This window comes from Paenibacillus psychroresistens (assembly GCF_009728935.1).
In the GTDB taxonomy this organism is placed as follows: domain Bacteria; phylum Bacillota; class Bacilli; order Paenibacillales; family NBRC-103111; genus Paenibacillus_AC; species Paenibacillus_AC psychroresistens.
The window spans coordinates 2,471,897-2,498,451 of sequence record NZ_CP034235.1 but is presented as its reverse complement, the minus strand read 5'-3'; the positions used below and the strand labels follow the sequence as shown (position 1 = coordinate 2,498,451).

20 protein-coding genes, 1 pseudogene and 1 other annotated feature are annotated in these 26,555 nt (G+C 42.1%); of the genes and pseudogenes, 5 read left to right on the top strand and 16 right to left on the bottom strand.

Annotated features, from left to right (window positions below; genetic code table 11):
• Positions 1-3: 3 nt before the first annotated feature.
• The 4 genes from EHS13_RS11120 to EHS13_RS11105 all read right to left on the bottom strand — a co-directional run bounded on the left by EHS13_RS11120 (position 4) and on the right by EHS13_RS11105 (position 6,506).
• The gene (locus EHS13_RS11120; protein ID WP_155700407.1) at positions 4-1,359 is read right to left on the bottom strand and encodes a bifunctional folylpolyglutamate synthase/dihydrofolate synthase; all 1,356 of its coding nucleotides are present in this window, start codon (positions 1,357-1,359) and stop codon (positions 4-6) included.
• A complete protein-coding gene (locus tag EHS13_RS11115) occupies positions 1,356-4,031 on the bottom strand; it encodes a valine--tRNA ligase (protein WP_155700405.1) in 2,676 nt (891 codons plus the stop codon). The genes EHS13_RS11120 and EHS13_RS11115 overlap by 4 nt, the downstream gene beginning before the upstream one ends.
• 48 nt (positions 4,032-4,079) lie before the next feature.
• Positions 4,080-4,332 (bottom strand) — a binding site (T-box leader).
• A 180-nt stretch (positions 4,333-4,512) separates the two neighbouring features.
• Entirely contained in the window at positions 4,513-5,523 is a 1,011-nt protein-coding gene (locus EHS13_RS11110) for a LysM peptidoglycan-binding domain-containing protein (protein ID WP_155700404.1), read from the bottom strand.
• Between the two features lie 113 nt (positions 5,524-5,636).
• The gene (locus EHS13_RS11105) at positions 5,637-6,506 is read right to left on the bottom strand and encodes an RluA family pseudouridine synthase (protein WP_155700402.1); all 870 of its coding nucleotides are present in this window, start codon (positions 6,504-6,506) and stop codon (positions 5,637-5,639) included.
• A gap of 265 nt (positions 6,507-6,771) precedes the next feature.
• Between EHS13_RS11105 and EHS13_RS11100 the strand changes: the two genes are divergently transcribed.
• Positions 6,772-7,920, top strand: a complete 1,149-nt coding sequence (locus tag EHS13_RS11100) for a phosphodiester glycosidase family protein (protein ID WP_227013888.1) — start codon at positions 6,772-6,774, stop codon at positions 7,918-7,920.
• 69 nt (positions 7,921-7,989) lie between these two features.
• Here the strand turns inward: EHS13_RS11100 and hemL are convergent, their stop codons facing one another.
• On the bottom strand, positions 7,990-9,288 hold the full coding sequence (hemL, locus tag EHS13_RS11095; protein WP_155700401.1) for a glutamate-1-semialdehyde 2,1-aminomutase: 1,299 nt from the start codon (positions 9,286-9,288) through the stop codon (positions 7,990-7,992).
• A 116-nt stretch (positions 9,289-9,404) separates the two neighbouring features.
• Between hemL and EHS13_RS11090 the strand changes: the two genes are divergently transcribed.
• Complete coding sequence (locus tag EHS13_RS11090) at positions 9,405-10,064, top strand: Crp/Fnr family transcriptional regulator (RefSeq protein ID WP_162463066.1); 660 nt, start codon at positions 9,405-9,407, stop codon at positions 10,062-10,064.
• Between the two features lie 14 nt (positions 10,065-10,078).
• Here EHS13_RS11090 and hemY read toward each other — a convergent pair whose 3' ends face one another.
• From hemY to hemE, 3 genes are read right to left on the bottom strand one after another with little or no spacing between them, the layout of a single operon-like run.
• The gene (hemY, locus tag EHS13_RS11085) at positions 10,079-11,512 is read right to left on the bottom strand and encodes a protoporphyrinogen oxidase (RefSeq protein ID WP_155700399.1); all 1,434 of its coding nucleotides are present in this window, start codon (positions 11,510-11,512) and stop codon (positions 10,079-10,081) included.
• Positions 11,512-12,453, bottom strand: coding sequence for a ferrochelatase (gene hemH, locus EHS13_RS11080; RefSeq protein WP_155700398.1), 942 nt, complete (start codon positions 12,451-12,453; stop codon positions 11,512-11,514). The genes hemY and hemH overlap by 1 nt, the downstream gene beginning before the upstream one ends.
• Before the next feature lies 1 nt (position 12,454).
• Positions 12,455-13,519, bottom strand: coding sequence for a uroporphyrinogen decarboxylase (hemE, locus tag EHS13_RS11075; protein ID WP_155700396.1), 1,065 nt, complete (start codon positions 13,517-13,519; stop codon positions 12,455-12,457).
• A gap of 298 nt (positions 13,520-13,817) precedes the next feature.
• On the opposite strand from hemE, the gene EHS13_RS11070 reads away from it, so the two are divergent.
• Positions 13,818-13,997, top strand: coding sequence for a hypothetical protein (locus EHS13_RS11070; protein ID WP_155700395.1), 180 nt, complete (start codon positions 13,818-13,820; stop codon positions 13,995-13,997).
• A 50-nt stretch (positions 13,998-14,047) separates the two neighbouring features.
• Here the strand turns inward: EHS13_RS11070 and melA are convergent, their stop codons facing one another.
• The 3 genes from melA to EHS13_RS11055 all read right to left on the bottom strand — a co-directional run bounded on the left by melA (position 14,048) and on the right by EHS13_RS11055 (position 17,409).
• Positions 14,048-15,556, bottom strand: coding sequence for an alpha-glucosidase/alpha-galactosidase (gene melA, locus EHS13_RS11065; RefSeq protein ID WP_155700394.1), 1,509 nt, complete (start codon positions 15,554-15,556; stop codon positions 14,048-14,050).
• An 81-nt stretch (positions 15,557-15,637) separates the two neighbouring features.
• Positions 15,638-16,549 (bottom strand): AraC family transcriptional regulator, encoded by a 912-nt coding sequence (locus tag EHS13_RS11060; RefSeq protein WP_155705303.1) that lies wholly within the window; start codon positions 16,547-16,549, stop codon positions 15,638-15,640.
• A gap of 29 nt (positions 16,550-16,578) precedes the next feature.
• Positions 16,579-17,409: a helix-turn-helix transcriptional regulator gene (locus tag EHS13_RS11055; protein WP_155700393.1), complete on the bottom strand. Its 831-nt coding sequence runs from the start codon at positions 17,407-17,409 to the stop codon at positions 16,579-16,581.
• A 158-nt stretch (positions 17,410-17,567) separates the two neighbouring features.
• Here EHS13_RS11055 and EHS13_RS11050 point away from each other — a divergent pair, with 158 nt between their 5' ends.
• Positions 17,568-19,628, top strand: a complete 2,061-nt coding sequence (locus EHS13_RS11050) for a beta-galactosidase (RefSeq protein WP_155700392.1) — start codon at positions 17,568-17,570, stop codon at positions 19,626-19,628.
• A gap of 451 nt (positions 19,629-20,079) precedes the next feature.
• Here EHS13_RS11050 and EHS13_RS11045 read toward each other — a convergent pair whose 3' ends face one another.
• Positions 20,080-21,015: a transposase gene (locus EHS13_RS11045; RefSeq protein ID WP_162463065.1), complete on the bottom strand. Its 936-nt coding sequence runs from the start codon at positions 21,013-21,015 to the stop codon at positions 20,080-20,082.
• Positions 21,016-21,146: 131 nt separating this feature from the next.
• On the opposite strand from EHS13_RS11045, the pseudogene EHS13_RS11040 reads away from it, so the two are divergent.
• Positions 21,147-22,036, top strand: a pseudogene (locus EHS13_RS11040) (IS1595 family transposase).
• A gap of 295 nt (positions 22,037-22,331) precedes the next feature.
• On the opposite strand, the gene hemB reads toward EHS13_RS11040, so the two are convergent.
• The 4 genes from hemB to EHS13_RS11020 are packed head-to-tail and all read right to left on the bottom strand — an operon-like array spanning position 22,332 to position 26,548.
• On the bottom strand, positions 22,332-23,321 hold the full coding sequence (gene hemB, locus EHS13_RS11035; protein WP_155700390.1) for a porphobilinogen synthase: 990 nt from the start codon (positions 23,319-23,321) through the stop codon (positions 22,332-22,334).
• Positions 23,322-23,375: 54 nt separating this feature from the next.
• Positions 23,376-24,911, bottom strand: a complete 1,536-nt coding sequence (cobA, locus tag EHS13_RS11030) for a uroporphyrinogen-III C-methyltransferase (protein WP_155700389.1) — start codon at positions 24,909-24,911, stop codon at positions 23,376-23,378.
• A 5-nt stretch (positions 24,912-24,916) separates the two neighbouring features.
• Positions 24,917-25,876: a hydroxymethylbilane synthase gene (hemC, locus tag EHS13_RS11025; protein ID WP_155700388.1), complete on the bottom strand. Its 960-nt coding sequence runs from the start codon at positions 25,874-25,876 to the stop codon at positions 24,917-24,919.
• Positions 25,877-25,900: 24 nt separating this feature from the next.
• Positions 25,901-26,548: a precorrin-2 dehydrogenase/sirohydrochlorin ferrochelatase family protein gene (locus EHS13_RS11020; RefSeq protein ID WP_155700387.1), complete on the bottom strand. Its 648-nt coding sequence runs from the start codon at positions 26,546-26,548 to the stop codon at positions 25,901-25,903.
• Positions 26,549-26,555 lie beyond the last annotated feature (7 nt).

Genomic DNA, 26,555 nt, shown 5'->3' with positions numbered 1-26,555 from the left:
TGTTCACCAACCTTTTTCAGAATCGGATTGATATAAGATCCAAGAACGAACATCGGAGATTAAATATAGTGTGCCCGAAATCACACCAAGATCTTCCACGGAAACAAAATTCTTTAAAGTTAGCAATGCTTGCTTCCAATTTGGTTCTACAACAATTTCCACTTGAAGGTTCATCTCAAGAGAAATTTCTTTAGCTAACTCAGCTAGTTTATTTGCACTCATTTGACTGCGGAAATCAGGTTCGGTAACTACAAGGGTATCCACCATTGGTAGTATATGCCTTAAATAGGCAGAATGATGCTTCGTTCCCATCATTCCCATCATTAAATGCAGTTTTTGATATTTATAGGTTTGTTTTAAAGCTGCAGCCAGGGTTTGCGCTCCTTCAGGGTTGTGTGCACCATCTAATAAAATTCGCGGCTGCTCGCTAATCATTTCTAAACGCCCTGGCCATTTTGTTGCATGGAGCGCACGAATCAGCACTTCATCCTCAACAATTAACGCATAATATTGACGTAGGATCTCCAAGGTCATGATCGCTATTGCCGCATTTTTATATTGGTGAGCCCCATTTAAAGAAATCCCCAAACCATCGATTCTCCGGAAAAGTCCTTTGAAATTAAATTGTTGCTTGTTAAGCTCAGAGGAGACCACTTCATATTCATATTCTCGATCCATGAGATACAAAGTTGTCTTCTTGGCAGCGCAAATTTGTTCGAGAACAGCAATTGCCTCTGGTTGTTCAACAGCACTAATAACCGGGACACCTGCTTTGACGATTCCAGCTTTTTCAGCCATCACAAGTTCAATCGTATTGCCGAGAATTTCCATGTGGTCATGCCCTACGTTAGTAATTACAGATACCACGGGGTTGACAATATTCGTCGAATCCAACCTACCGCCGAGCCCAGTTTCCCATACCACATAATCAGGGTAAACAACCGTTGCATAATAAAGAATAGCTAAGGCTGTACTAACCTCAAACATCGTTGGTGAACCAAGCTCCGTTTCGGCAATTGCATCCACATGCGGCTTAAGCTTATTACATAATTGCAGCAAGTCGGCTTCGGGGATATTGGCCCCATTGTATTGCATCCGGCTTGTATATTTCTCAATGTAAGGTGAAGTGAATGTCCCCACGTCATAACCACACTCAATTAGTACACTAGTTAAAAATGCACAGGTCGAGCCTTTTCCATTAGTTCCAGCAACATGGATAAACTTCAAGCGATTCTCGGGGTTTCCCAGTCTCTCCATCAATTTCTCCATGCGGCTTAAACCCGGTTTAATCCCGAAGGAAATGCGTCCAACAATCCATTCTATTGCCTCATCGTAATGGTTAAAGTCCAAGCGACTCATCCTTTCAGCTCAGCCAATCGAGCAATAACTTTATCACGCTTGTCTGCGTAATCTGCTAGCTTGGCTTTCTCTTCATCTATGACTTTCACTGGAGCTTTGGCAACAAAGCCTTCATTTCCTAATTTCTTTTCAATTCTATCCACTTCGCCATGCAAGGTTTGCAGCTCTTTATCCAAACGGATAATTTCTTGCGAAATATCAATCAAGCCCGCTAATGGCAAGAACAATTCCACGCCTGTAACAATCGCAGTCATCGCTTTCTCAGGAGAAACCAACTGACTATTGATTTCGAGCTGGGACGTATTGCAAAAACGACGAATATATTCAATGTTTTTCTGGTATATCGCTTCAATTTCTGGACTGCCTGGCTTTAGTAAAAGCTCAATTTTTTTGCTCATCGGTACATTCACTTCAGCACGAATATTACGAACTGCCCTAATCACTTCCATCAGCTGCTCCATCTCGCGAACGGCGTCGTCTGCAACAAACTCAGGTTTGAACACAGGCCATGCTGCTAATGAAATAGTAGCTCCTTCATGAGGCAAATGCTGCCAAATCTCTTCACTGATAAATGGCATGAAGGGATGAATTAATCTCTGGGTTTGATCCAGAACATAAGCCAATACGGATTGTGTGTTTCTTTTGGCGTCAGCATCTGTGCTGTAGAGTGAGAGCTTGCTGAACTCGATGTACCAATCACACAGATCATCCCAAATGAAATCATATAACAATCTTCCGGTTTCCCCGAACTCATAGCTATCGATTAAGCGAGTAACCCGAGCCACTGTATCATTCAAGCGATGCAGAATCCAACGATCGGATGTACCAAGCTTTCCGGTTAGATCAATATCTGCAGCTTGAAAGCCTTCGAGATTCATTAAAGCAAATCGCGATGCATTCCAAATTTTATTAGCAAAATTACGCGCTTGCTCAACCTTCTCCAAGCGGAAGCGCAAATCCTGACCAGGCGTGCTTCCGGTTGAAATCATAAACCGCATCGCATCTGCACCATACTGTTCAATGATTTCTAATGGATCGATTCCATTGCCTAATGATTTGGACATCTTACGACCGTCAGCATCCCGAACTAATCCGTGAATCAGAACATCCTTAAATGGAATTTGTTCAGTAAACTCTAAACCTGTAAAAATCATCCGCGCTACCCAGAAGTAAATGATATCGTAGCCTGTTACTAAAACTGCAGTAGGATAATAACGCTGTAAATCAGCCGTTTGCTCCGGCCATCCTAAGGTAGAGAAAGGCCAAAGCGCTGAACTAAACCAAGTATCCAATACGTCATTATCTTGATCGAATTTCGTACTTTCGCATTTAGTGCATTGTGTAGGTTCTTCTTTGCTAACATGCAGTTCCCCGCAAGCCTGACAATAATAAGCAGGAATGCGATGCCCCCACCACAATTGTCGCGAAATACACCAATCACGCACATTCTCAATCCACTGCAAATATATTTTTTCAAAACGATCAGGTACGAAATGAACCCCTTTACCATTTTTCTGCGCGTTAATTGCCTTTTCTGCTAATGGCTTCATCCCTACAAACCATTGTGTCGATAGGTAAGGCTCAATAACCGCCCCCGTACGCTCGCTATGGCCAACCTGATGCACGTGGTCTTCAATAAGTACTAGCACACCTGACTCACGCAAATCTGCAACTAATTGCTTGCGGCATTCAAAACGATCCAGACCGTTATAAGGACCAGCGTTTTCATTCATCGTTCCCGTTTCATCCATAACCAATACCTGCGGCAGGCTATGACGTCGCCCTACCTCAAAGTCGTTTGGATCATGCGCTGGTGTTATCTTCACAGCTCCACTACCAAATTCTTGTTCGGCATAGTCATCCGCGATAATCGGAATTTCTCTGCCTGAAATCGGTAATATCACCATGCTGCCTACTAAATGCTTATATCTTTCATCCTTTGGATTCACAGCTATTGCCGTATCTCCCAGCATCGTTTCTGGTCTTGTAGTTGCTACCGTAATGAATCCACTGCCATCCTTAAGTGGATATTGCAGGTGGTACAAGTGACCTTGTACTTCTTTATATTCCACTTCAATATCAGATAAGGCTGTACGTGCAACCGGATCCCAATTGATGATATATTTGCCGCGATAAATCAGGCCTTTTTCATATAGCTTGACGAAAACCTCACGCACGGAATTGGATAAGCCTTCATCTAATGTAAAACGTTCACGGGAATAATCCAGCGATAACCCCATCTTGGCCCACTGCTCGTGAATAGAATTGGCATATAACTCCTTCCATTCCCATACCTTCTCAAGGAACTTTTCTCTTCCAAGATCATATCGAGTTATACCTTCTTCACGCAGCTTCTGCTCTACTCTGGTTTGCGTAGCTATTCCCGCATGATCGGTCCCTGGCAACCATAGCACATCAAAGCCTTGCATTCTTTTGGTACGAATCATAATATCCTGCAGCGTAAAATCCAAAGCATGCCCAATGTGCAGCATACCCGTTACATTCGGAGGCGGTATTACAATGGTATAGGTTTCAGCATCAGGACGTGTGCCTGCAGCAAAATAATTCCCTTCTAACCAATACTTATACCATCTTGCTTCTGCTTCCTTGGGTTCATACGTAGTGGAAATCGTATTCAATGATTCTGTAGTTTCAAGATTTTCTAAAGTCATCGCTTACCCCTCCATTTCAATAAAATTCAATAAAAAAAACCCATCGCCGCAAAGGACGAAAGGTTCAGCTTCCGTGGTACCACCTTCATTTCGCACCTAATAAAAAGATACGACACTTAAACAGATAACGGCTGCGACCGATAGATGGCAAGCCTAACCTATTCCGTAATAACGGCTGTTAGGGAACGCAATCTACAACTCCAGGGCGACTTCGGCAATTACATCCTGCGGAACCTTCCAGCTTGGTTCATTCCGCTCTCTGAAGGGTTGGCTGCCTACTACTCCCTCTCTTCGTTTTATATTTTATAATAAACATTTTATATTTTATAATAAACATTTTCTAAGATGTAGTCAATATTGGAACTGAGCCAAAGGGATACAGGTCAAAAGGATTTAGAAAATATTAATTAGAATGCGAACAATTAAAAAGCCTTCAGCAGCCATAAAGGCGCTGAAAGCTTTTTAGTTTAAAGATTATCATTTAAGAGGGGATATAAATCACTTGGCCTGCTGCAATCTGATAATTGCTCATCCGGTTAAAGAGCATAATCTCCCGTGGATTAATACTGTATCGTTCCGCTATTCCGTCCATTGTCTCTTCTTTTTGCACAATACAAAGCCTTACCTTTTGAAAGCTTCGCTCATTTCCCCGCTCACCTAGAAAAAGCTTCTGCCATTCCAATTCATCACCACGAGTACCTTCTCGAGTCTGATCTGCATTCGTTTCGCGTTCTCCACTGTACCTTGTTTTGCCTTCGGGATCGCCTTGTAATAATTTTTTAATATTCTGCAGATGATCCTGCGCTAAAGATGGTTTGCTGCCAAAGCCAACCTTAAGTTCTTTTTTGTCCTCAATTATGGGGGAAGCCAGCGGTTTAATAACCTCGGGTTCATTAAAAATTGACGGCTCTTCGGACCAAATAGATTCTTGTTCAGCTAAGGTTTCTGTGCTTTCTAGCCAAGTGCCATCTTTCTCTACCGTATCAAACCCAATATATGTCTCCGTTTTTGATTCATCCGGGAAATTTGGCTTTGCCTCGGGAATTATTAGCGGCTTCGGTTTAGCGCGGTCTTCTTCAATCTCCTGCAAAAACAGCTGGCTTTCTTCCTGCCAATCTCGTTCCACTGGCACATTGTCAAAGCCTCGTAAGGAAAGTACTCCTGTCACATTCAATAATCTGGACGAAAGTAAATCAATATCAAAATTTTCAATTTCAACCGAAATATCCTCTAATCGCTCTACACGATTTAAAGGCAGTGTAATTTCAACAGGAATCCAATGCTCTAAGGTGCGCGTTTCATTATCTTCATCACTGAAGTATTGCCCTGTTAACAATAAATTACCTTTCAATTGTGCATGTTCACCTTCTGCGTTCACTTGTATGAGTGGAACCATTTCGATGGAATCCAGTGATTTCATGTCGGGCTGATCTTCAGCAAGATGTACTCGCTCATAAATGTCAAATCGCAGCCCCGATGTTTGTTCGGTCATTTTATTCCCTCCTCAGGGCTTGCCTTGGCAAGCCAGCATCATCTAATCCATAACTCTTTTTATTATATGGACTAGGGGAATAGAGCATGCCTACATTTTTTGAGGATTATGATTTATTGCAGTTTGGCTTGAAGTTCGCTTAAATCTGGAGGCCAAGCTGCCTCTACTTCAACTAAACGATTATAAAATGGATGAGGGAATTGTAAAAGCTCACCATGCAAGGCTTGTCTGTTGATAGCTTTAAGATCTCCACCATAAAGCTTATCCCCTAGAATAGGATGTTGGATATGACTTAAGTGCACACGAATTTGATGAGTACGGCCTGTTTCCAAACGTAAACGAAGCAATGTTGCCTGCCCATAAGCAGCTATTCGTTCGTAGTGGGTCACAGCTTGATCTCCGGTCGCACTCACTCTACGACGGCTTGGATGATGACGATCTCGCCCAATGGGCTCGTCAATCCGCCCTTTGCTTGCTTTCACTTTCCCTTGAACAAAAGCAACATATTGCCTATGGATCAATTTTGCACGCATGAATTCATCTAGTTTAAGCTGTGCCAGCTCATTCTTGGCATATAAAACAGCACCGGAGGTAAACTCATCCAGCCTATGTATATGCCGAATTTTACAAGCTTGACCTGAATGTAAATAATGTGCAGCAACCGCATTTCCCAACGATATCTCCCCGACCACCGAAGAGTGTACCTTCAATCCGGCAGGTTTATTGACCACTAAACAAAAATCGTCCTCATAAACAATTTCAATATCCATCCAATGAGCTTGATACTCATCATTTTCTTCAGGAAATAAGTTCAGCATAATGCGATCGGTTTTTTGGCGAATGCCATGTGCCTGCCTCAATTTATCAATTAATTTCTGGGGTATGCCGCCGACAGCTAACAGCCATTCATCTAGAGATTGCTCGGCTTCAAGCCTTAACGGAATTTCCAGCCATTCTCCTCTTCTTACACTAGATTCTCTCATTTAATCAGTTCTCTCTTTAGGTTTTTTTATAAAAAATAGTATAATCAGCAATGCCACACAAAAGCCAAATACAATAACTAACAAGCCAAGAGGGATTCCCCAAACACTATATTTATCCATAATATCTCCTTTTTAGCTGCCATACTTCATAACTTTATATCATTCTATCAAAATATCGACACAATTTGCTAATATATTCGCCTGCCCTATTATGTTAAAATAAAAAGGTGTGTTTAAAAAACGTTGTCATTTAGGAGAGGTTACATTGGGTACAGCTATACAACTTTGGTTCCAAAACACCCGCCAGGTTAGGACCTGGAGTTGGTTTAAGAAATTTTTATTATTAATTTTTGGCCTTGGTTTTATTATAGCCAGTTTTCTATTCGTTACGCCACAAGGCTTGAATATTCGTGAAAAATTAGCTCAAACTGTCATTGTAACGCAGCATAGAGAGTTGGCTTGGATATTTATAGGTGCCCAGAATCGTGATAAAATGGTAGCCGATTTAATAGCTAGAAATGAAGAAAGAGGGAAAGACGACCTTAAATTTGGGATGATTCAAATCAAACACAAAAATCTTTCTGCAGATGAATTAATAAAAGTTGAAGATATCTCTGGCCCCCGCTGGAAAGGTAAAAAAATGTACGTCTACGATCCGAAAAGCATTCGTGTAGTAGTTCCTTCCAAACCAAAAGAAGGCGAACGAATTTCATCGATGGTTGAAAGAACAGGCGCTTTAGCAGGCATAAACGGAGGCGGTTTTGACGATCCGGACGGCTTAGGAAATGGCTTTGCTCCTATTGGATTCATTGTCTCAGGCGGAGATCTCCTCTATAGCGGTTATCAAGGTTACTTCCCGCAGCATGTTGTAGGCTTTGATGAAGATGGGTTTATGATTGTAGGCAAATATAGCACCAATACACTTAAGACTAGACATGTCACCGAAGCCGTTTCATTCTACCCGCGAATCATTGCTAATGGCGAACGCTTAATTAAATCCGGCGACGGCGGTTCCGGTATTCAACCACGTACAGCTATCGGGCAAAAGGCGGATGGAACCATTATTATGATCGTAATTGATGGTCGACAAGCACATAGCGTGGGAGCAACTGAAAAGGAAGTTCAAGAGCTATTCATGGCTGAAGGAGTAATTAATGCCGGTTTCCTTGACGGCGGAGCTTCTTCTGAGCTTGTACTCAAAGATGGCGGGCTTGTAACTAAGCCTTCTAGCCGATATGGCGAACGACGTTTACCATCGGCATTGCTTGTGTTTGAACATCCTGAGGATTACGAGGCAACTCACGTATGGGATGGAATGACAACAATCGATCCTGGCGGTGCTTATGATCATCCAGAGTATCTTGCTGAACAAGCGGCAAAGAAAGCTAAAAGAAAAGCTCAAAATAATAATTAAATCGGATATAAGCGACAAAACACCTCTGAAGTTATTTCTTCAGAGGTGTTTTGTATAGGCAGATTCCAATCATAACCGCTTCAAGGCTTCTCGATGCTGCTCAATCGTCATTTCAATATCCTCATCTGAGTGAGCTGCAGAGACGAACATACCTTCAAATTGCGATGGGGCCACACTTATCCCTAAATCCAGCAGACTCGCAAAATATCGGTTAAAGAACGCAGTATCTGAGGTTTTTGCCAATTCGTAATTGGTCACATTATGTTCCGTAAAAAACGGACAAATCATCGAACCTACACGATTAATTGTCGATGCAATCCCTTTTTCTATAGTGTTGCTGCTTAACCCCGCAGCCAGACGTGCTGATTTCCGTTCTAAGTCTGCATAAACTGCAGGCTGAAGTAAATTTAGTGTTGTAAACCCTGCTGCCATAGCCAGTGGATTGCCTGATAAAGTCCCCGCCTGATAAATCGGACCGCTTGGAGCAATCATCTCCATGATTTCGCGTCTCCCGCCATACGCTCCTACTGGAAGCCCACCACCAATAACTTTGCCTAAGCAAGTCAGGTCAGGTTCAATCCCATACAAACCTTGAGCACAATGGAAATCTACACGAAAGCCTGTCATAACCTCATCAAAAATTAACAGACTGCCATATTCCAATGTGATTGTTCGCAAGCCTTGCAAAAATCCTTCAACTGGTGGAACAACACCCATATTACCAGCAATGGGTTCGACAATTACTGCAGCAATCTGTTCACCGTGAATCTTAAAAGCCATCTTTACAGCTTCAATATCATTATAAGGAACAGTAATGGTATGCGCCGCCACACTCTCCGGTACACCTGGACTATCAGGCAGCCCCAGTGTAGCCACCCCTGAACCTGCTTTGATCAACAAAGCATCTGCATGGCCATGATAGCAGCCTTCGAATTTCAGAATTTTGCTTCTGCCTGTGTATCCCCTAGCTAAACGTAAAGCGCTCATAGTTGCTTCTGTACCACTGTTGACCATACGTACCATTTCTACGGAAGGAACTCGTTCACATACCAGCTTAGCCATCTTGGTTTCTAAAAGTGTTGGTGCGCCAAAGCTCGTTCCCCTAATTGCCGTTTCCAATATTACTTCCATAACTTCTGGATGGGAGTGTCCTAATATGAGCGGCCCCCAAGATCCGACATAGTCGATAAAGGAATTGCCATCAATATCGAATATTCGCGATCCCACACCTTTATCTGCAAAAAAAGGAGTTAATCCGACAGATTTAAACGCCCTAACTGGGCTATTCACGCCACCTGGAATATAATTTTTAGCCTCTGCAAATGCAATTTTCGACTTTTCATCGACACGAATAGGAAACTGTTCCATTTTCTTTCACACCTATCTTCTATTATGGATGGCAAATATGGTAAACTGTTAGTAACCGTATGCTTGGACAGCGTACAAAGATTCGAATAGGAAGCCACCAAAAGGAGATACCAATCATGTTCCAAGCCTTTTTAAAGCAGGTTCAATTATTCGCACAGTTAAATGATGAACAAATTGAAATGATCTCAGCAGTTTGTCAAAAAAAATCATTTAGAGGCGGCACGGTATTATTTCAACAAAATGAACCTGGAAATACTTTCTATATTGTTTTCTCCGGCTCTGTCAAAATTTTCACAAGCCATAATGGCGATGAAAAGGTTTTATCGATGTTTAAGAGCGGTGATAGCTTTGGAGAATTGTCGCTTATTGACGGCAGACCCCGTTCAGCTTCAGCGCAAACATTAGAAGATTGCTCGCTAATCACGCTGACTGTCACTCATTTTATGGATATCCTCAAATCAAACTTTGAAATTAATCTTTGCATTATGCGTGAGCTTTGTCAACGATTACGCGATACCAACCAGCATGTTAACGATCTGACTTTCCTCGATGCACGTACACGGATTCTTAAGAACTTGATTATGCTAGCTAATAAACATGGCGTTCGAGAAGGTAATCTTATTAAAATTCGTGTAGCCTTAAATTATGATGAGCTATCCCAAATGTCAAATGTACAAAAGCCAATTCTGATGCAAGTGCTGCGAGATTTGCAAGAAAAACAAATTTTAGTGCCGACTTCAACTGAATTAAGACTTGACTTAACGAAGCTTAGATAGGAATAGAAGCATTATCATACATAGGAGGCTGCTAGCGAGTTTACCACTTGCTGAGCAGCTTCTTTGCCTTGCCGGATGCAATCCGGCAGACCTACTCCTTGATACGCAGCCCCGGCTAAGAAAACATGAGGCATAACCGCATTAAGCTGATTGCGTGCAGCTTTAATGGTTTGCAGATGGCCAACCGGATACTGAGGCATAGAATTTAGTAAACGTGTAACCTCATAAAAAGCAGGCTCTTCCACGATCCCTAGAATTTGCTGCAAATCATTACGCACACGCTTCACAATCTCATCATCGCTTAAAGCTATCCAGCCTTCATCACCAGATCTGCCTACATAGCAGCGGAGCAGGACTTTTTCATTAGGTGCCGTATGCTTCCACTTGGCAGAAGTCCATGTACAAGCAGTAATGAACCGTCCTTCTCTACGAGGCACTAAAAAACCAGAGCCATCTAGCTCATGCCCTATATCTTTATGGTCGAAAGCCAGAATCACATTGGCTACAGATACATAAGGAATTTCGCTCAATGCCTTTACCTGAGAAATTTGAGGTAGCAGCTTTGCTGCTGCAAATGCAGGTAAAGCCACAATGACAGCATCAGCTGCAATTCGTTGTCCACTAGCAAGCGAAATTTCATAGCCTTGATCTATAGCTTGAACAGATGTGGCTGTTTGATTGGTTATAAGACTTGTCCCTGCTAAAGCGCTAATTAAGCCGTCAATAATCGTTGATAAGCCATTGCGATAGGACAGAAACATACTATTCTTGGCAACAGCAATCGTTTCTGCACTTTTAGGAGCATTTTTTTTATTAGCCAGCATTCCCTTGATTAAGCTGCCATAATTCCGCTCAGCAGACTGGAATTGCGGGAAGGTCGCTTGCAAGCTTAGCTTGTACGTATCTCCAGCATAAATGCCTGCAAGCAGAGGTTCCGCGATATGCTCGACAACCTCTCTTCCAAGCCTCCGCTCCAAAAATCCGCCTAATGATTCATCCATATTTTCTTTGCGTTTGGGTATTAATAAATCAAGCCCAGCTCTTGCTTTGCCTTTTAAAGACAGGAGTCCCGTTTTTATTAATGGCATAAATTGGGTGGGAATGCCCAGCATTAAACCAGCCGGCATGCGATGCAGCTGGCCTTGATGCAGGATATACGTTTTTTTAGCTTGCGGATTAGTGGCAACCAACTGATCCTCTAACCCAAGCTCTTGAGTCAATTCAATCATTGGCAGTTTACGCGCCAAGAATGAATCCGGCCCTTTCTCAATCACAAAGCCAGCTTTATGCAAAGTGCTTATTTTACCGCCTAATCCAGCACTTTGTTCGATAAGGGTAATCGTTATAGGCAAATTATGCTCGCGGAAGAACCTTTGAACATAAAAAGCTGCGCTTAGGCCAGTGATTCCTCCACCTAGAATAACAATATTCTTAGGTTTCTGTCCCATTAGGCTTGTTTCCTTTCAAGGTTAACTGCTATCGCCTCACTCAAAGCTTCCATATATAACGGATCTGTATTCAAAGCAGCCGTACGCTCCAAATGCAAGCCCAATTCTTTGGCAAGTGCTTGAGCTTCAATGTCTAAATCATATAATACTTCCAAGTGATCGGAAACAAATCCTACTGGGCAAACAAGTGCTTGTTTCACCTGTTCATCTACGCTAATCGTACGTAAAACACTTAAAATATCCGGACCTAACCACGGCTCCGCTGTACGCCCTGCGCTTTGCCAACCAAATTGCCAATTTGTTAAATTCAAGCGATCGGCAATGGCTTGCGAGGTTTCCAGAAGCTGTTGCGGGTAAGGGTCACCGATTGATAAAATCCGTTCAGGCAAGCTATGCGCTGTAAAAATAATGCGTACTTGCTCGCGATCTACCTCAGTGAAAAGCTTTAAAGCATTCTCAACACGAATGCAAAGCGCATCTAGAAGCTTGGGCTGCAAATGATAGCTTTCGACAAATTGAATGGAGAGACCTTTTTCTGCTGCCGTAGCCTCTGCTCTTTTGATATAGCTGCCTACACTCATGGTAGAATAATGCGGAGCTAGTACAACGCCAATGGCTTGAGTTATACCGTCCTTGACCATTTGTTCAACACCCTCCTCAATCATCGGATGCGCATGCTTCAAGCCTTGATAACAAACAAACTCCGTTTCTGGGTTAAGGCGATTTAATGTCTCTTCCAAAGCTTGCACTTGTTTATTAGTATTCTCACGCAGAGGAAAGAAACCACCAACAATCGCCTCGTACCTGCGAGTTAAGTCCAAAAGCATCTCAGAAGTCGGTGCGTTGCCGCGGCGTATATGCGTATAATAAGCTTCAATTTGATCTAAGCTTGCTGGCGTTCCATAAGACATCACCAACACACCGATTCTAGGCTTGCTCATATTAAACTACACTCCCTTTAAGCTGCTGCTGAATGGCTTTGGCTGAGTAAGAATGGACAAATTCGGTTAATAGCTTTAATTTATCAAGCGATGCTTCCGGGAATAAACCATGGCCTAAGTTAAAAATAAAGCCAGGCTTCTGGGTCCCTTCATCTATAATTTGCTTGGCGTAATCTTCAATAACAGACATTGGCCCAGTCAGAATGGTCGGATCCAAATTCCCTTGTACGGCATATCGATCACCTAAACGTTTACGGCCTTCTGTAATCGATACACGCCAATCCAGTCCAATTACATTAGCTTCAATAGACGTTAGATGAGGTAAAAGCTCCCCTGAGCTGACACCTGGGAAATATATCTTCGGCTGAGGCAAGTGCGCTAGCTCTTTGAATATTCTTGTTATGGTAGGTAATACATATATTTTAAAATCATAGGGCGACAATGCTCCGACCCAGCTATCGAATAATTGTACAGCTTTAGCTCCAGCCGCGATATGTGCTTTTAAGTAGGTAATAACCATATCGCCTAGCTTTTCCATCAAAGCATGCCAAACCTTAGGTTCACTATACATCAGTTGCTTAGTTAACAAATAATTCTTCGAAGGCTTGCCTTCAATTAAATAACTGGCAATCGTAAATGGCGCACCTGCAAAAGTAATTAATGGTACAGTAAGCTGACTATCTAGGATTTGAATAGTCTTGATCACATGTGATAAATCCTTCTCGACATCAATAGGAGTAAGTCTTTCTACGTCAGCAGATGAACGAATCGGATTATGAATAACCGGTCCGATGTTTTTAACAATATCAAAGTCAATTCCTATAGAAGCAACAGGGTTCATAATATCGGAATACAGAATAGCTGCATCCACGCCAAGCTTATTTACAGGCATCATAGTCACTTCGGCTGCAAGCTCAGGTTGACTGCAGATTTCAAGTAAACTGTATTTCTCTTTAATTTTCCGATAATCCGGATCATAGCGCCCCGCTTGGCGCATATACCATACCGGTACAATATCTGTGGATTGTTTCAGACAGGCAGCAATAAAAGATGGTTGTACAGTCATTTATTTTCCTCATTTCTCAAAATCTCATTACTTTAATTATGCCCTATTCATTTATCTACAACAACTCCAATAGCTATGAAAATCCGACAAATCTTTGACAGTTGCAATTAATAAAGCAGTAATCCGACTTCACTTAATAGATCCCATTCTATATTTATGTAAATATTTACCTGAACTACATTTTACTTTGTACGGACATAAAGAAAGTTTTAATAACGAAAGATATGCTGAATAGAACAATAAGCTATAGCTATGCCACTAACAATCAAACTAAATACACCTAATGGGAGGATTTCATATGACCTTTTCTTTAGAGATCTTAGAAACAAGCTTAGGCGCATTAAATGATCAATTGGACGTGCTAGACAACAAGCTTAGCAGCCTTGAAAGAATTTCTGACCATTCTTTCTTCGAATTATACATACTCGCCCAACAGATGAATGTAAGCTTAGCTGATTCATTACTTACGGCGAAATAGTCAAAAAAAAGCCACAATGCGAGTGACGCATGTGGCTAATTACTTAAATATTAATGCTTAGCTGCTAAACGTTCTTGGGCTTTATCGGATTCACCAGCATTTTTGTTCGCTGCATCACGGTCGAGCTGCATTTCTTCAACGGTTTTTATTTGCAAACGAGCAGCGCCTTCATAATTCGAACGCGTTGGGATTAAATTCCCTTTAGCTAGTCTCTCTTCAGCAGCAGCTGAAGCTGCCTGATATTGTGGCAGCCACCCAGCTTGGGCAACTAAAAACTCGTCTGTCATCTGCCAAATTTCCTTCGGATTACATACGGCACCCGTTAGCGGGTCCATCATCATTGCTTGTCGAAGCAGCATATCATCACCGTTAATGGCTGCTTCAACAGCCAGACGCTGTACAGAAATACTAACATTACAAACGGCTGCACAGCCCAGAGGCAGATCTCCTACTCTCGGCATATTAATCCCATTCCTATCTACATAACCTGGCGCCTCGATAATCGCATCATTAGGTAGATTAGCAATTATACCGTTGTTAACTACATTAAAATGACCTCGATAAACCCTACCCGTTTCAAGTCCTTCAATAATATAAGAACCGTGCTCTTCACTGCGCTTATCTTGCAAATACTCAATTGCCGGTTCTTTCATCCAATTTGGAAAATCTGTTTCAAACCAGGTACGCCCTTCCGTACAAACACGTAAATATCCACCGGTTTCCCCGTTAATCCAGGAACCCATATCTATCCAATCCATAATTTCATTCTCACGTTTACGATACCAAGGTAAATATTCACTCAGATGACCATTAGACTCCGTACTGTAATAACCAAAGCGTCTAAGCATATCTATCCGAACCTTTTCGGTTTGCTTGAAATTCTCATGATTTTCGAAAGCTTCCAAAAGCTTGCCCGTCATATCAACCCCGTTATGGCTTACTTGGATATACCAGGTTTGATGATTAATTCCTGCACAAATGATATCTACTTCGTTCTTCTGCAGTCCCAACGCTTCAGCAATTTGTTTATGCCCACCTTGTACGCCATGGCAAAGACCAATCGTCTTAACACCGCCATATTTGTTCGCAGCCCAAGTCAGCATAGCCATTGGATTGGCATAGTTCAATAATAAACAATCCTTAGCAGCGACTTCGCGGATATCCTTGCAAATATTCATCATTTCAGCAATTCCACGCTGTCCATACATAATTCCACCTGCACAAAGCGTATCGCCTACGCATTGATCAATCCCATATTTCAAAGGTATCTCAACATCTAGCTTAAAGGCATCAAGACCACCAATCCGCACAACAACAAAAACATACTTAGCTCCCTTTAAAACCTCTCTACGATCGGTTGATGAGCTAATTTTGATATTTAAACCATTCTCATCAATATCCCGTTGGCATAGCTGAGTCACCATGTCCAAATTGTGAGCATTGATATCGTTAAATGCGACCTCCAAATGATTAAACTCAGGAACCGCAAGCAGATCACGCAATAATCCTCTCGTAAAACCAATACTTCCAGCGCCAATAAAAGCAATTTTAAATGACATTTAAACAGCCACTCCTTCACATGTGTATAGTTGGAATTATAGCTGTAAAGCAAAAGGAAGCGATATCAATATCAGTACCTCTTATTGCGTTGGATGTATAAAATCCTCACTTAGATTGGTCCAACTCATCTTCTCAATTGACTTGCGATAACCCCCTGGAGTATGCCCTGTATACTTTTTAAAGATCGCACTAAAATACTCGCGACTGTTAATCCCAATTGAATCTGAAATCTCAGCAACAGGAATATCTGTATGGGCCAACAGCATTTTGGCTTTCTCCACACGAAGCGAAGTCAAATATTCTACAACGGTTTGTCCAGTATTACTCTTAAAAATTCGGTGAAAATACCCTGGGTGTAAATTGACCGAAGCGGCTATATCTTTTACTTGGATGGGATAGTCATAATGATGATGGATGTAATCCATGGAATTCTTCACGTAAAGATCAATCTGCTGATAGCTGGGGTCTTCCAATTCAGCAGCAAGTCCTGCCATCCGGATCAAGAGCTGGGCAAGCTGGAGCTGTACCATCCATTCATTATTCAGGCTGCCTTTATCTAATTCGAATACGAGATTTTTGAGCGTATGATACACTTCATCTGAGTCTCTCAAAAGAATATACGGCCGCGCCCTTGCAAGCAAAGAAGCTAGCACCGGATTTCCCTGCTCCAGATCCTTAATGGAAGGGAAATTAGCCGTTTTTTGCTCAAAAATAAATTCAATGTTCAACATCCGGCAAGGACTATCCTTATCGACAACTAAATTATGAGGCACATTCGCATCCAAGAGAATAAAATCTCCCTTCCGCATCGAAAAAGAATCATTTACAGTATTGACTATACACTTTCCCGATATCACATACATGATTTCTACAGAATTGTGCTTATGATAAGGCATGTTGAAATCGTTCCAATGCTTATAATAAAAGGCGACGACCTTTGCCTGAAATTCATTACTGCGTAAATCAAGGTTGTATAAACTATTAAACTCCATAACGGCCTCCATTGTTCCTAAATAACGTTTCAACTATACATTTTACGATATTCGTTTGGCGGAACCTGCTCATACCTGCGAAAAATTTGAATAAAGTAGCTGCTCTGGGCAAAACCCGATTCCAAGGCAATTTGTTTGATCGACATTCTGCTTGAAACAAGCAGCGCTTTTGCATGTAAAATACGGCATTCCAATAAATATTGAAAAGGTGTTTTGTCCATAATCTGATGAAACATCCGATTAAAATAATAGCTGCTATAGCCTGCAATAGCAGCCATTTCCTCCAGCTTCAAGCTCCGGGTACAATTGGCTTGAATGTAATCCGCCGATCTTCTTATTTTATCTTTATAGGTGAGCAAGGACAAGCCTTGAAGGTCCTCCGAATTTTGCAGCAATTCAACCAGTATTTCATACAAAACTGCCGAAATCTTGGGTTCATTCGTGCTTTCAAATACTTCCCCCAACCGATATAAGTCATCGGTTAATTGAATAAAGCGATCTATTTTACCAAAAGAGAATAACCAAGCTGCACCCCAGCCTTTACCTGCGAAGAGCTGCTCTAGCCCAACTCCATCAAAATGAATCCAACGAATATCCCAAGGTTCCTGCAAATCTGCTTTATATTCCTGAACCAAATTCTTACCGTAGAGAAAACCGTTCCCTGCAGTTAACTCAATCCAACGTCCCGCTTCTTTCACATAACCTTTACCAGCAAATATAAAATGCAAATTATAAAAAGGTAAATAATTTGCCGTTCTACGTTCTGCATGCTGTGAAAATTCTTTATAATGGCCAAACATATCTGGATAGCAAAGATAGCTGGAAAAGCTTGGGCGTGGGATATAAACATTTAATCTCATGATTCAACTCCATCTACGTAATTTCGCAATTTTCTATTATAAATAGCAAAATCCTTTTATATTATTCTTAATAATATTGCTTTAATATGAACTTATCAACATCATATTTTGCAAAATAGTACTACTTTTACATTATATTATTGGGAGGAAGATTCACAATGACATCAAAATCAATCCATTTGGATGAATTCGCTTTAGGTGTTTGTTATTATCCGGAGCATTGGGATGAAAGATTTTGGGCGGATGATTTTCGCCGGATGAAGGAAATGAAATTCTCTGTGATCCGGATAGCAGAATTTGCATGGTCGTTGTTTGAACCCGAGGAAGGTGTTTTTCAATTTGATTTATTTGATCGCGTTCTGAATCTGGCAGATGAATACGAGCTCAAAGTGATACTTTGTACACCTACAGCTACACCTCCAGCATGGTTGACGTCTAAATATCCTGAGGTGCTGAATGTAACCTTAGAAGGGGTTACCTATCAGCATGGACAGCGTAGGCATTACAATTACAGCAGTCCGATTTATCGCGTTTTATGTGCAAGAATCACTAGAGAGATGGCGGTGCATTATAAAAACCATCCTGCCGTTATAGGCTGGCAAATCGACAATGAGTTTAACTGTGAAACAAATGTTTTTTACGCAGCTGCAGATCATGCTGCCTTTCGCATTTGGCTGCAGCAGAAGTATGGCAGCTTGGAACAGCTGAATTTTGCTTGGGGTACCGTTTTTTGGAACCAAATTTATTCCGATTGGGAGCAGGTGCATTTACCTCGCCCAACCCCATCCAATTCACCCAATCCGCATCAAGCATTAGATGAGAAACGCTTCATCTCGGATAATGCAATCAGCTTTGCCAAAGTGCAGGCTGATATTCTACGAGAGATAGCAAGCAACCATTGGGTCACAACCAATGGTGTATTCGGTCATTTAGACAGTCATCGGATGACAGATGAGCTGTTAGATTTTATCTCCTATGATTCATATCCGCTTTTTGCTCTTGGTAATGCTCCAAGCGCAGAAGTAAACCCAATGCAGGATCGTGGATGGAGCAGGAACTTGAGCAATGTACGTTCCATCTCACCACACTTCTGTGTCATGGAACAGCAGTCAGGACCAGGTGGCTGGGTCAACCGAATTGCGCTGCCTTCACCACGGCCTGGACAAATGCGTCTGTGGGCTTATCAATCCATTGCACATGGAGCGGATATGGTCCTGTTTTTCCGTTGGCGTACAGCAACAATCGGAACTGAAATTTATTGGCATGGGATAAACGATTACCACAACCAACCTAATCGTCGTGTAGCGGAGGCTACGCAAATTGGTCATGAATTAAATAAAATTGGCAGGCATATTGTGGGTTCTAGCTTCATTGCTGAGGTTGCATTGATCAGAGATTATGATAATGAGTGGGACGGCGAGCTGGATTGCTGGCATGGTCCTATGGAGCGCCATAGTCTCAGTGGTTGGTATAAAGCGCTGCAGCATCGTCATATTCCGGTGAATATATTAAACATGACTCCTCATACAACCTTAGAGGAACTAGTTAACTATAAGCTGCTCGTTTATCCACACCCGACAATTCTATCTGATGAGTGTGCAAAGCTTCTTGAGCAATATGTGCACCAAGGTGGGCAAGTCGTTTTTGGCTGCCGTACCGGGTACAAGAATATTCACGGACATTGTAATATGCGGGTATTCCCTGGACCTGTCGCTAATTTATGCGGGGTAACCGTAGAGGATTTCACCTTAATTACAGGCTTTTACAAAGCCCCTCCCATACGTTGGCTAGATCAGAAAGTCACAACATTGGCAACCGCTGATCTCTTTAATGATATCATTCATGTAGAATCACCAACTGTTGAAATTATCGCTGAATATGCGGCTGAATACTATGCGGGAAAACCCGCTTTGACTAGAAATAAGTTCGGCCAAGGCCATGCTTGGTATTATGGAGCCGCTTTTAATGATGCTGTAGCTGATGAGATTATTTCACAGATTGGACTGGAATCCTGTGTAAATCAGCTTTGTTCAGTTCCATTGGAGATTGAGACTGTAATTCGCCAATCAGGAGATCAACAATTAATTTTCCTGCTGAACTATAGCGCTCAATCACAAAAAATCCAGCTTAAACTTGAGGTTACTGAAATGCTTAGTGGAGAGCAATTAGAAGGTGATGCAATTATAGAAGCTTTTGGAGTGATGATTATAAAACGGTGATGTTGTTAGAAAGATATATGCGAGTGTTATTTTCGTGTTCTTTCCAGCTTCCTTTTGACCGTTATCCCAATGGCTCAGTACCTGCCGGTAGCAATGTCTAGTTTATTTTTTCGCCTACCATTGGATTACCTTGTTCCAGATAAATAATTAGTTCAACTTGCTCCAACTAAACACTTAGTTCAATTGCTCTAGCTAAACACTTAGTTCAATTGCTCTAGCTAAACACTTAGTTCACTTGCTCTAGCTAACACTTAGTTCACTTGCTCTAGCTAAACACTTAGTTCACTTGCTCTAGCTAAACACTTAGTTCAATTGCTCTAGCTAAACACTTAGTTCAATTGCTCTAGCTAAACACTTAGTTCACTTGCTCTAGCTAAACACTTAGTTCAATTGCTCTAGCTAAACACTTAGTTCACTTGCTCTAGCTAAACACTTAGTTCACTTGCTCCAGTTAAGCAAGTAATTCACCTTTTTTAAGAAGCTTTGCATATGTAGTGGTTGATGTAGTAACACAAAGTCGTAACATAGACTCGAAGAGAGGATTGTTTTGCAGCTTCGTGTTGAAACGCCAGCAGAACTCGTTCCAATAATGCTGCAAATGCCCTTGACCTAAACCGTGATACGTCCGCTTCAACCAAGCTCTGGCTATCTTGAAAATTGGATAGCCTTTCATATCTTTGCGTTTCATTCTTTTCCTTTCAGTAACAGTGACGATGGAGTCTAATTCAATATGCTTTTCGCAGAATGATTCTATGCCCTCTGACAGGACATGGAATTCGTCGTATTGTGACTCGGGTACTATCTGCATTTTGATATAATCAAGCTGGTCGCGATTATCTGTGGCTACTCCCACTAAAACGGGATACTCATCTGCTTCATAATGGAACCCTGTATAGGGCCTCCCAAACTTGGCATTATCAATATAAACATTTCCGGTAAGCTTGGCTGCGTCATCCGCTTGAGTGATGGATTGGCGAATCTTTCGCAGCATTAGCCAAGCTGTCTTATAAGTAACCTGAATCAAGTGGCTAAGCTTCAACGCATTGATTCCGGATTCAGTAGCCGAGACTAGAAACATAGCTGTAAACCATTTGCGAAGATCTGTGGAGCTGCTTTCCATGATAGTACCAACAATAGGGGAAACCTGGTAATGACAATGATTACATTGATAGAGCGGCAATCGCCGTGTGTTAATCCTAGTGGACTGTGTATGCGAGCAACGAGAGCAAATAAACCCATGAGGCCATTTCTGGGCGAATAGATAATTGGCGCAGGCTACCTCCGAGTCAAACCGAGCTTGGAAGTCTTCTAATGCAGCCATATCTTTGAGCAAATCACTTGTGAAATTTACTCTCCTAATATTAGGTAACAGCGTTAAAATACTCACTATGAATACTACCACCTTTCCACAAAAAGCAAACGTTTGTTCTGGATGTGCACTCTGCTCAGGATGCATTTCAAAACACGAACGTTTGTGCTATAATGAATTTAACAAACAAATGTTCGGGGGTCAATACTATGGCAAAAGCTCAATCTATGAGTTTAATGGAATTTGAAAAATCATTCGGATCCGAAGAAAAATGTGAAGCGTATTTGATGCAAAAACGTTGGAATGATGGTTTTATCTGCCCTCATTGTCAGCACAGTGAATATTACTATCTTCAGACACGAAAGTTGTTTGAATGTAAAAGCTGTCAAGCACAAACTTCACTCACAGCAGGTACTTTATTTCATAAATCAAAGCTGAATTTAAAAACATGGTTTTGGGCAATGTTTCTTGTCGCACATGACAAACGAGGAAGATCTGCCTTATCTTTATCCGTCGTTTTAGAACTGAATTATCGAACAGCCTTTCGTTTGTTGCGCAAAATCCGAGAAGACATGAAAGAAAGAGACGCGAATTACATGCTTTCAGGCACTGTAGAGATGGATGAAGCTTATTTTGGCGCTCCGCGCAAAGGCAAAGATGGACGAGGAACGGATAAAGCCCAAGCAATCGTTGCTCTTTCCAAAGACGAATTTAATCACCCACTTTTTCTTCGTATTGAAGTCATTGAAGCGGCAACAATCGAAGAAATTACTCGTGTAACGAAACAATATGTGAAGCCTGGGAGTAAAATCGTATCCGATGGTCATGCATCTTATAAGGCCTTGGCTAAAATCGGATATATTCATGAACCTAAAGTTTACTATAAAGAAGATAAGGAAAATTCCTCAAATTCCTACACAAGATGATTAGCAATGCGAAGACTTTTATTTTGGGAACCTATCATGGGTTAGACAAAACTTATCTCCAATCTTATTTTGATGAGTTTTGCTTCCGTTTTAACAGACGCTTTAATCCGAATGAACTCTTTGATCGATTGTTTAATGCATGTGTTTTAGCCACTCCTCATCCTCAAACCTGAGATATGTGCATAGCCAGAACGTTTGTTCTTATATTTATTTTAACAGGTATTCGTTTCCATATCAAGATCAAATTTAAAAATAAGCAAAAGCAACACTTTCAAGATCAGATTTAAAAAAAAAAAGCAAAAGCAACACGATCAATATCAAATCTAGGTGGAATTTTAAAGTATCTCCGATTGGATCCTTTTTGCTGCTGAGCGATTGGGATAACGGTCCAAAGAGGCTCGAAAACAACTGATTAACCAACAAAAAAACCTTCCAGTCGCATAATAGCGTCTGAAAGGTTTTTTATTGTTATCGCAGCCAGCGGGCTACGTCTTTGGAGAAATAAGTAATAATAATATCAGCCCCAGCACGCTTAAATCCGAGCAGCATCTCCAGTACAATTGCTTTCTCATCAATCCAACCATTCTGAGCGGCTGCCTTTACCATGGAATATTCAGCACTTACATTATAGGCAACAATGGGAAGATCGAAATGATCTTTTAAGTTGCGAATAATATCCATATAGGCTAGTGCTGGTTTAACCATCAGCATATCTGCACCCTCGATGACATCCGCTTCTGCCTCACGTAAAGCTTCTCGCGCATTGGCTGGGTCCATTTGGTAGGTTTTACGGTCTCCGAACTGTGGAGCTGAATGTGCCGCATCACGAAATGGACCGTAAAAAGCGGAAGCATACTTAACGGAATAAGACATAATGGGAATATCTTCGAATCCAGCATCGTCTAAACCATTGCGAATGGCGTGAACAAAACCATCCATCATATTGGAAGGTGCAATAATATCGGCGCCTGCCTGCGCTTGAGAAACAGCAGTTTGGACTAATAGCTCAAGGGAAAGATCATTTTTCACATCTGATCTATTCGTCAGTGAATTATGCTCGATCACTCCACAGTGACCGTGGTCCGTGAATTGACATAAACAGGTATCTGCGACAATTAGCAGGTCTGGCTTTTGTTTTTTGATCAGCCTTGTTGCTTGTTGTACAATGCCATCCTCTGCATAAGCTGAGGTACCAACAGCATCTTTATGCTCTGGAACACCAAAAAGCAAGATAGCTTGAAGCCCTAATCCACTTATTTCCTCAATTTCTTCTTCTAAACGATCCAATGAGAAATGATATACGCCAGGCATAGAAGCAATCTCTGATTTAATATTAGTGCCAACTGTAACAAATATCGGATATATTAAGTCATTCACCGTAAGTTGTGTTTCACGAACTAAGTTACGCAATGCATGTGAACCACGAAGTCTTCGGTTTCTGACAATTGGAAAGCTCATAAATTAAAACCTCCTTGGTAAGTTGTAAGGCTTATATGGTACGAACGAAATAGATTAGGTTTTTGCAGCAATTAAGGCTTGTATAAGTGATGTTACTGTTGCCTCTTCGGCGATATAACTTACTTTTAGCCCTAAAGATTCCGCTGTTTGTGCAGTTACTGGGCCGATACAAGCTATATCTATGTTCTCGAGCAGCTCAAGCGGTTCAGAAACCCCCAACTGTTTCAAAGCTTCGAACAAGTTGGATACCGTTGAAGAGCTTGTAAATGTGATCACATGAACAGCTCTCTTCCGCAGCAGTTCCAGAACTTCATCTCCATGATCTGTACAAACTACATTTTCGTAAACATCTATTTCTGTCACTTGTAAACCAAGCTCATGAAGCTTTTTAGGTAAATAATCTCGTGCTATGTCTGCCCTAGGCAGTAAAACTTTTTGTCCTGGTTTCAGCTGCGGTAATAATGATTCAAGTAAATCTTCAGCTTGGAATCTACTAGGCAAAGCTTCGGTAATTAAACCTCGCTCTCGCAAGGCTTCAGCTGTCTTAGGTCCTACGGCTGCAATGCGGGCTTTAACCATACTTCTAATATCTATTCCGTTCTCTATTAAACTGCGGTAAAAATACTCAACACCATTTGCACTTGTGAAAATAACCCAGTCATACTCAGCTAGTTGGTTTAATGCTTGGCTTAATTGGTGTTTGATTGTTAAATCAGAAGGAGCCTGCAGTTGAATAACCGGAAACTCCAACGCTTCTCCACCTAAATCATCTATTGCATCCACTAATTCACTTGCTTGATTGCGCGCTCGTGTAACGAGGATTCTTTGACCAAATAATGGTTTCTTCTCAAACCAGGCAAGCTTATCTCTTAATTTAACTACTTCACCTACGATTATTACTGCAGGCGATTGGAAGTTCGCAGCTTTTACTTGATCTACAATGGTTTCCAAAGTGCCCGTTAATGTTTCTTGCTCCATCCACGTTCCCCAACGGATCAGGGCAACCGGTAAATCAGGAGATTTTCCGCAACGAATTAACTCGTCACGTATATTAGTTAAATTGGCCACACCCATTAGGAAAACCAATGTTCCAGTTGAATTCGCCAGCTTATCCCAATTGACATCGGTATAGGTTTTATTCGTATACTCATGTCCCGTTACAATGGTAAAAGAGGATGTATAATCACGGTGAGTAACAGGGATACCCGCATAGGCCGGGACACCAATTGCCGAGGTAATACCCGGAATAATTTCAAACTCGATCATGTTTTGAGCTAATAATTCGGCTTCTTCACCTACTCGGCCAAATACACAGGGATCGCCGCCTTTAAGACGTGTTACGATTTTCCCTTGCAGGGCTAAATCAACGAGCAATTGGTTGATTTCCTCTTGCTTAAGCATATGTTTATCCGGTAGTTTACCGACGAAAATTTTTTCTGTACCTGGCTTTGTGTTCATTAGCAAGCGCGGGCTGGCCAAGCGATCGTATACAATTACATCTGCCTTCTTAATCGCCTCCATCCCTCGGATGGTAATTAATTTGGGATCACCGGGACCTGCTCCAACTAGGAATACTTTGCCTTTGTTCATTGGACTCATCCCCTCACATCAGCTAAAATTTGCTCTGCTCCTTGAGCTTTCAATAGCTGGGCAAGCTCTTCGCCCAGCTCCTCGGGCAGTGTGCCGCTAACTGTGGCACGCAAAAGCACTGCACCGTCGGGGGAACCGACGATGCCCGTAAGCGTAATGACGTCGGCATCGCCGCCTGACGTCACAGCTTCTTCCGGCGCCGCAATGCGGCCGTAGGCGCCGATAGGTACCTGGCAGCCGCCGTTAAGGCTGCGTAGAAAGCTCCGCTCGGCGCGGACGCAGCGGGCGGTAGCTTCATGCTGGAATCTGCGGAGCAGATCCAGCATGAAGCCGTCGCCCGCGCGGCACTCTATGCCGAGCGCGCCTTGCCCTACCGCCGGCACGCAAGCGTCGGCGGTCAAAAACGCGCTGACGCGATCCGTCCAGCCCATGCGGTGCAACCCCGCAGCGGCAAGCAATATCGCGTCAAAGTCTTCTGATTCGAGCTTCTTCAGCCTCGAATCAATATTGCCTCGGATCGACTCCACTTGGAGATCCGGCCGGTGAAACTTTAGCTGGCACGCTCTGCGCAAGCTGCTGGTCCCTACACGCGCTCCTGTGGGCAGCGCGTCCAATCCAACCCCGCCACGTGAGATGAGACAATCACGTGGATCTACGCGCTCTGGAATGGCACCTATGGTCAATCCATCCGCTAAATCCGCAGGCATGTCCTTCATGCTATGTACCGCAATATCAATCACATTGTCCAACAAGGCTTGTTCAATTTCTTTAACGAATAGACCTTTGCCACCAACCTTAGAAAGCGTAACATCAAGAATTTGATCGCCTTTAGTTACAATTTTATGAACCTCAAACTCACATTCAATGCCATCACGTTTACAAATTTGCTCCAATTGGGCAATAACTTGATTGGTTTGTGTCAAAGCCAATGCACTTTTACGAGTACCTACAACAATTTTACGCATTTTACTCTCCTTACTCAACAACTCTTATTTGGCAACCCCTAATAACTTTTCAAACAACCTCATCTTGTTAAACGATCCATTCCGGATCGAACCTAGCACGTCCAACTCCAACACTGTTTTGAGAATTCGCTTCCGTTCCTGCGCCTCTAACACCTGATCTTGAACCAACAAACGCAGCTCGCCAAGAAAATCAAGATAAAGCTCATATTCCTCGCCATATTCTTGCTCAAGCTTTTGGCGAATTTCTACAGCTAACAAAGGACTCGCTCCATCAGTAGAAACAGCAATACTAAGCTTTCCGCGGCGAACCACGGCCGGAACAATAAAATTACTTTGCTCTGGACAATCAACGCGATTGATCAATTGCCCTCTTGCTGCTGAGTCAATATAAACACATTCGTTTACTTCAGTAGAATCTGTTGCAGCAATTACAAGATAAGCGTCACTACTATATTGGGAATCATAGCCTTCCATTATACCTTCAAGCTTCCCCATTGCTAACCATTCAGAAATAATCGGGGTTACCTCAGGGCTGATAACCGTTACTTTCGCTTTAGCTTCCAACAAAGCAGCAATCTTACGCTCTGCTACGCGACCTCCACCAACAACTACACAGCTTTTCCCATTCAAATTAAGCAGGATTGGATAGTAAGTTGAATTATCAGTGCTCATTCTCTCA

Excerpts from the sequence above, each read along its gene's own strand:
- hemC (WP_155700388.1), bottom strand. The coding sequence starts at position 25,876 with ATGCGTAAAATTGTTGTAGGTACTCGTAAAAGTGCATTGGCTTTGACA.
- hemB (WP_155700390.1), bottom strand. The coding sequence starts at position 23,321 with ATGAGCTTTCCAATTGTCAGAAACCGAAGACTTCGTGGTTCACATGCA.
- hemL (WP_155700401.1), bottom strand. The coding sequence starts at position 9,288 with ATGGAACAGTTTCCTATTCGTGTCGATGAAAAGTCGAAAATTGCATTT.
- EHS13_RS11120 (WP_155700407.1), bottom strand. The coding sequence starts at position 1,359 with ATGAGTCGCTTGGACTTTAACCATTACGATGAGGCAATAGAATGGATT.
- EHS13_RS11105 (WP_155700402.1), bottom strand. The coding sequence starts at position 6,506 with ATGAGAGAATCTAGTGTAAGAAGAGGAGAATGGCTGGAAATTCCGTTA.
- hemE (WP_155700396.1), bottom strand. The coding sequence starts at position 13,519 with ATGACTGTACAACCATCTTTTATTGCTGCCTGTCTGAAACAATCCACA.
- EHS13_RS11020 (WP_155700387.1), bottom strand. The coding sequence starts at position 26,548 with ATGAGCACTGATAATTCAACTTACTATCCAATCCTGCTTAATTTGAAT.
- hemY (WP_155700399.1), bottom strand. The coding sequence starts at position 11,512 with ATGGGACAGAAACCTAAGAATATTGTTATTCTAGGTGGAGGAATCACT.
- EHS13_RS11115 (WP_155700405.1), bottom strand. The coding sequence starts at position 4,031 with ATGACTTTAGAAAATCTTGAAACTACAGAATCATTGAATACGATTTCC.
- EHS13_RS11055 (WP_155700393.1), bottom strand. The coding sequence starts at position 17,409 with ATGAGATTAAATGTTTATATCCCACGCCCAAGCTTTTCCAGCTATCTT.
- EHS13_RS11060 (WP_155705303.1), bottom strand. The coding sequence starts at position 16,549 with ATGGAGTTTAATAGTTTATACAACCTTGATTTACGCAGTAATGAATTT.
- hemH (WP_155700398.1), bottom strand. The coding sequence starts at position 12,453 with ATGAGCAAGCCTAGAATCGGTGTGTTGGTGATGTCTTATGGAACGCCA.
- melA (WP_155700394.1), bottom strand. The coding sequence starts at position 15,556 with ATGTCATTTAAAATTGCTTTTATTGGCGCTGGAAGTATTGGTTTTACG.
- EHS13_RS11090 (WP_162463066.1), top strand. The coding sequence starts at position 9,405 with ATGTTCCAAGCCTTTTTAAAGCAGGTTCAATTATTCGCACAGTTAAAT.
- EHS13_RS11110 (WP_155700404.1), bottom strand. The coding sequence starts at position 5,523 with ATGACCGAACAAACATCGGGGCTGCGATTTGACATTTATGAGCGAGTA.
- cobA (WP_155700389.1), bottom strand. The coding sequence starts at position 24,911 with ATGAACAAAGGCAAAGTATTCCTAGTTGGAGCAGGTCCCGGTGATCCC.
- EHS13_RS11070 (WP_155700395.1), top strand. The coding sequence starts at position 13,818 with ATGACCTTTTCTTTAGAGATCTTAGAAACAAGCTTAGGCGCATTAAAT.
- EHS13_RS11050 (WP_155700392.1), top strand. The coding sequence starts at position 17,568 with ATGACATCAAAATCAATCCATTTGGATGAATTCGCTTTAGGTGTTTGT.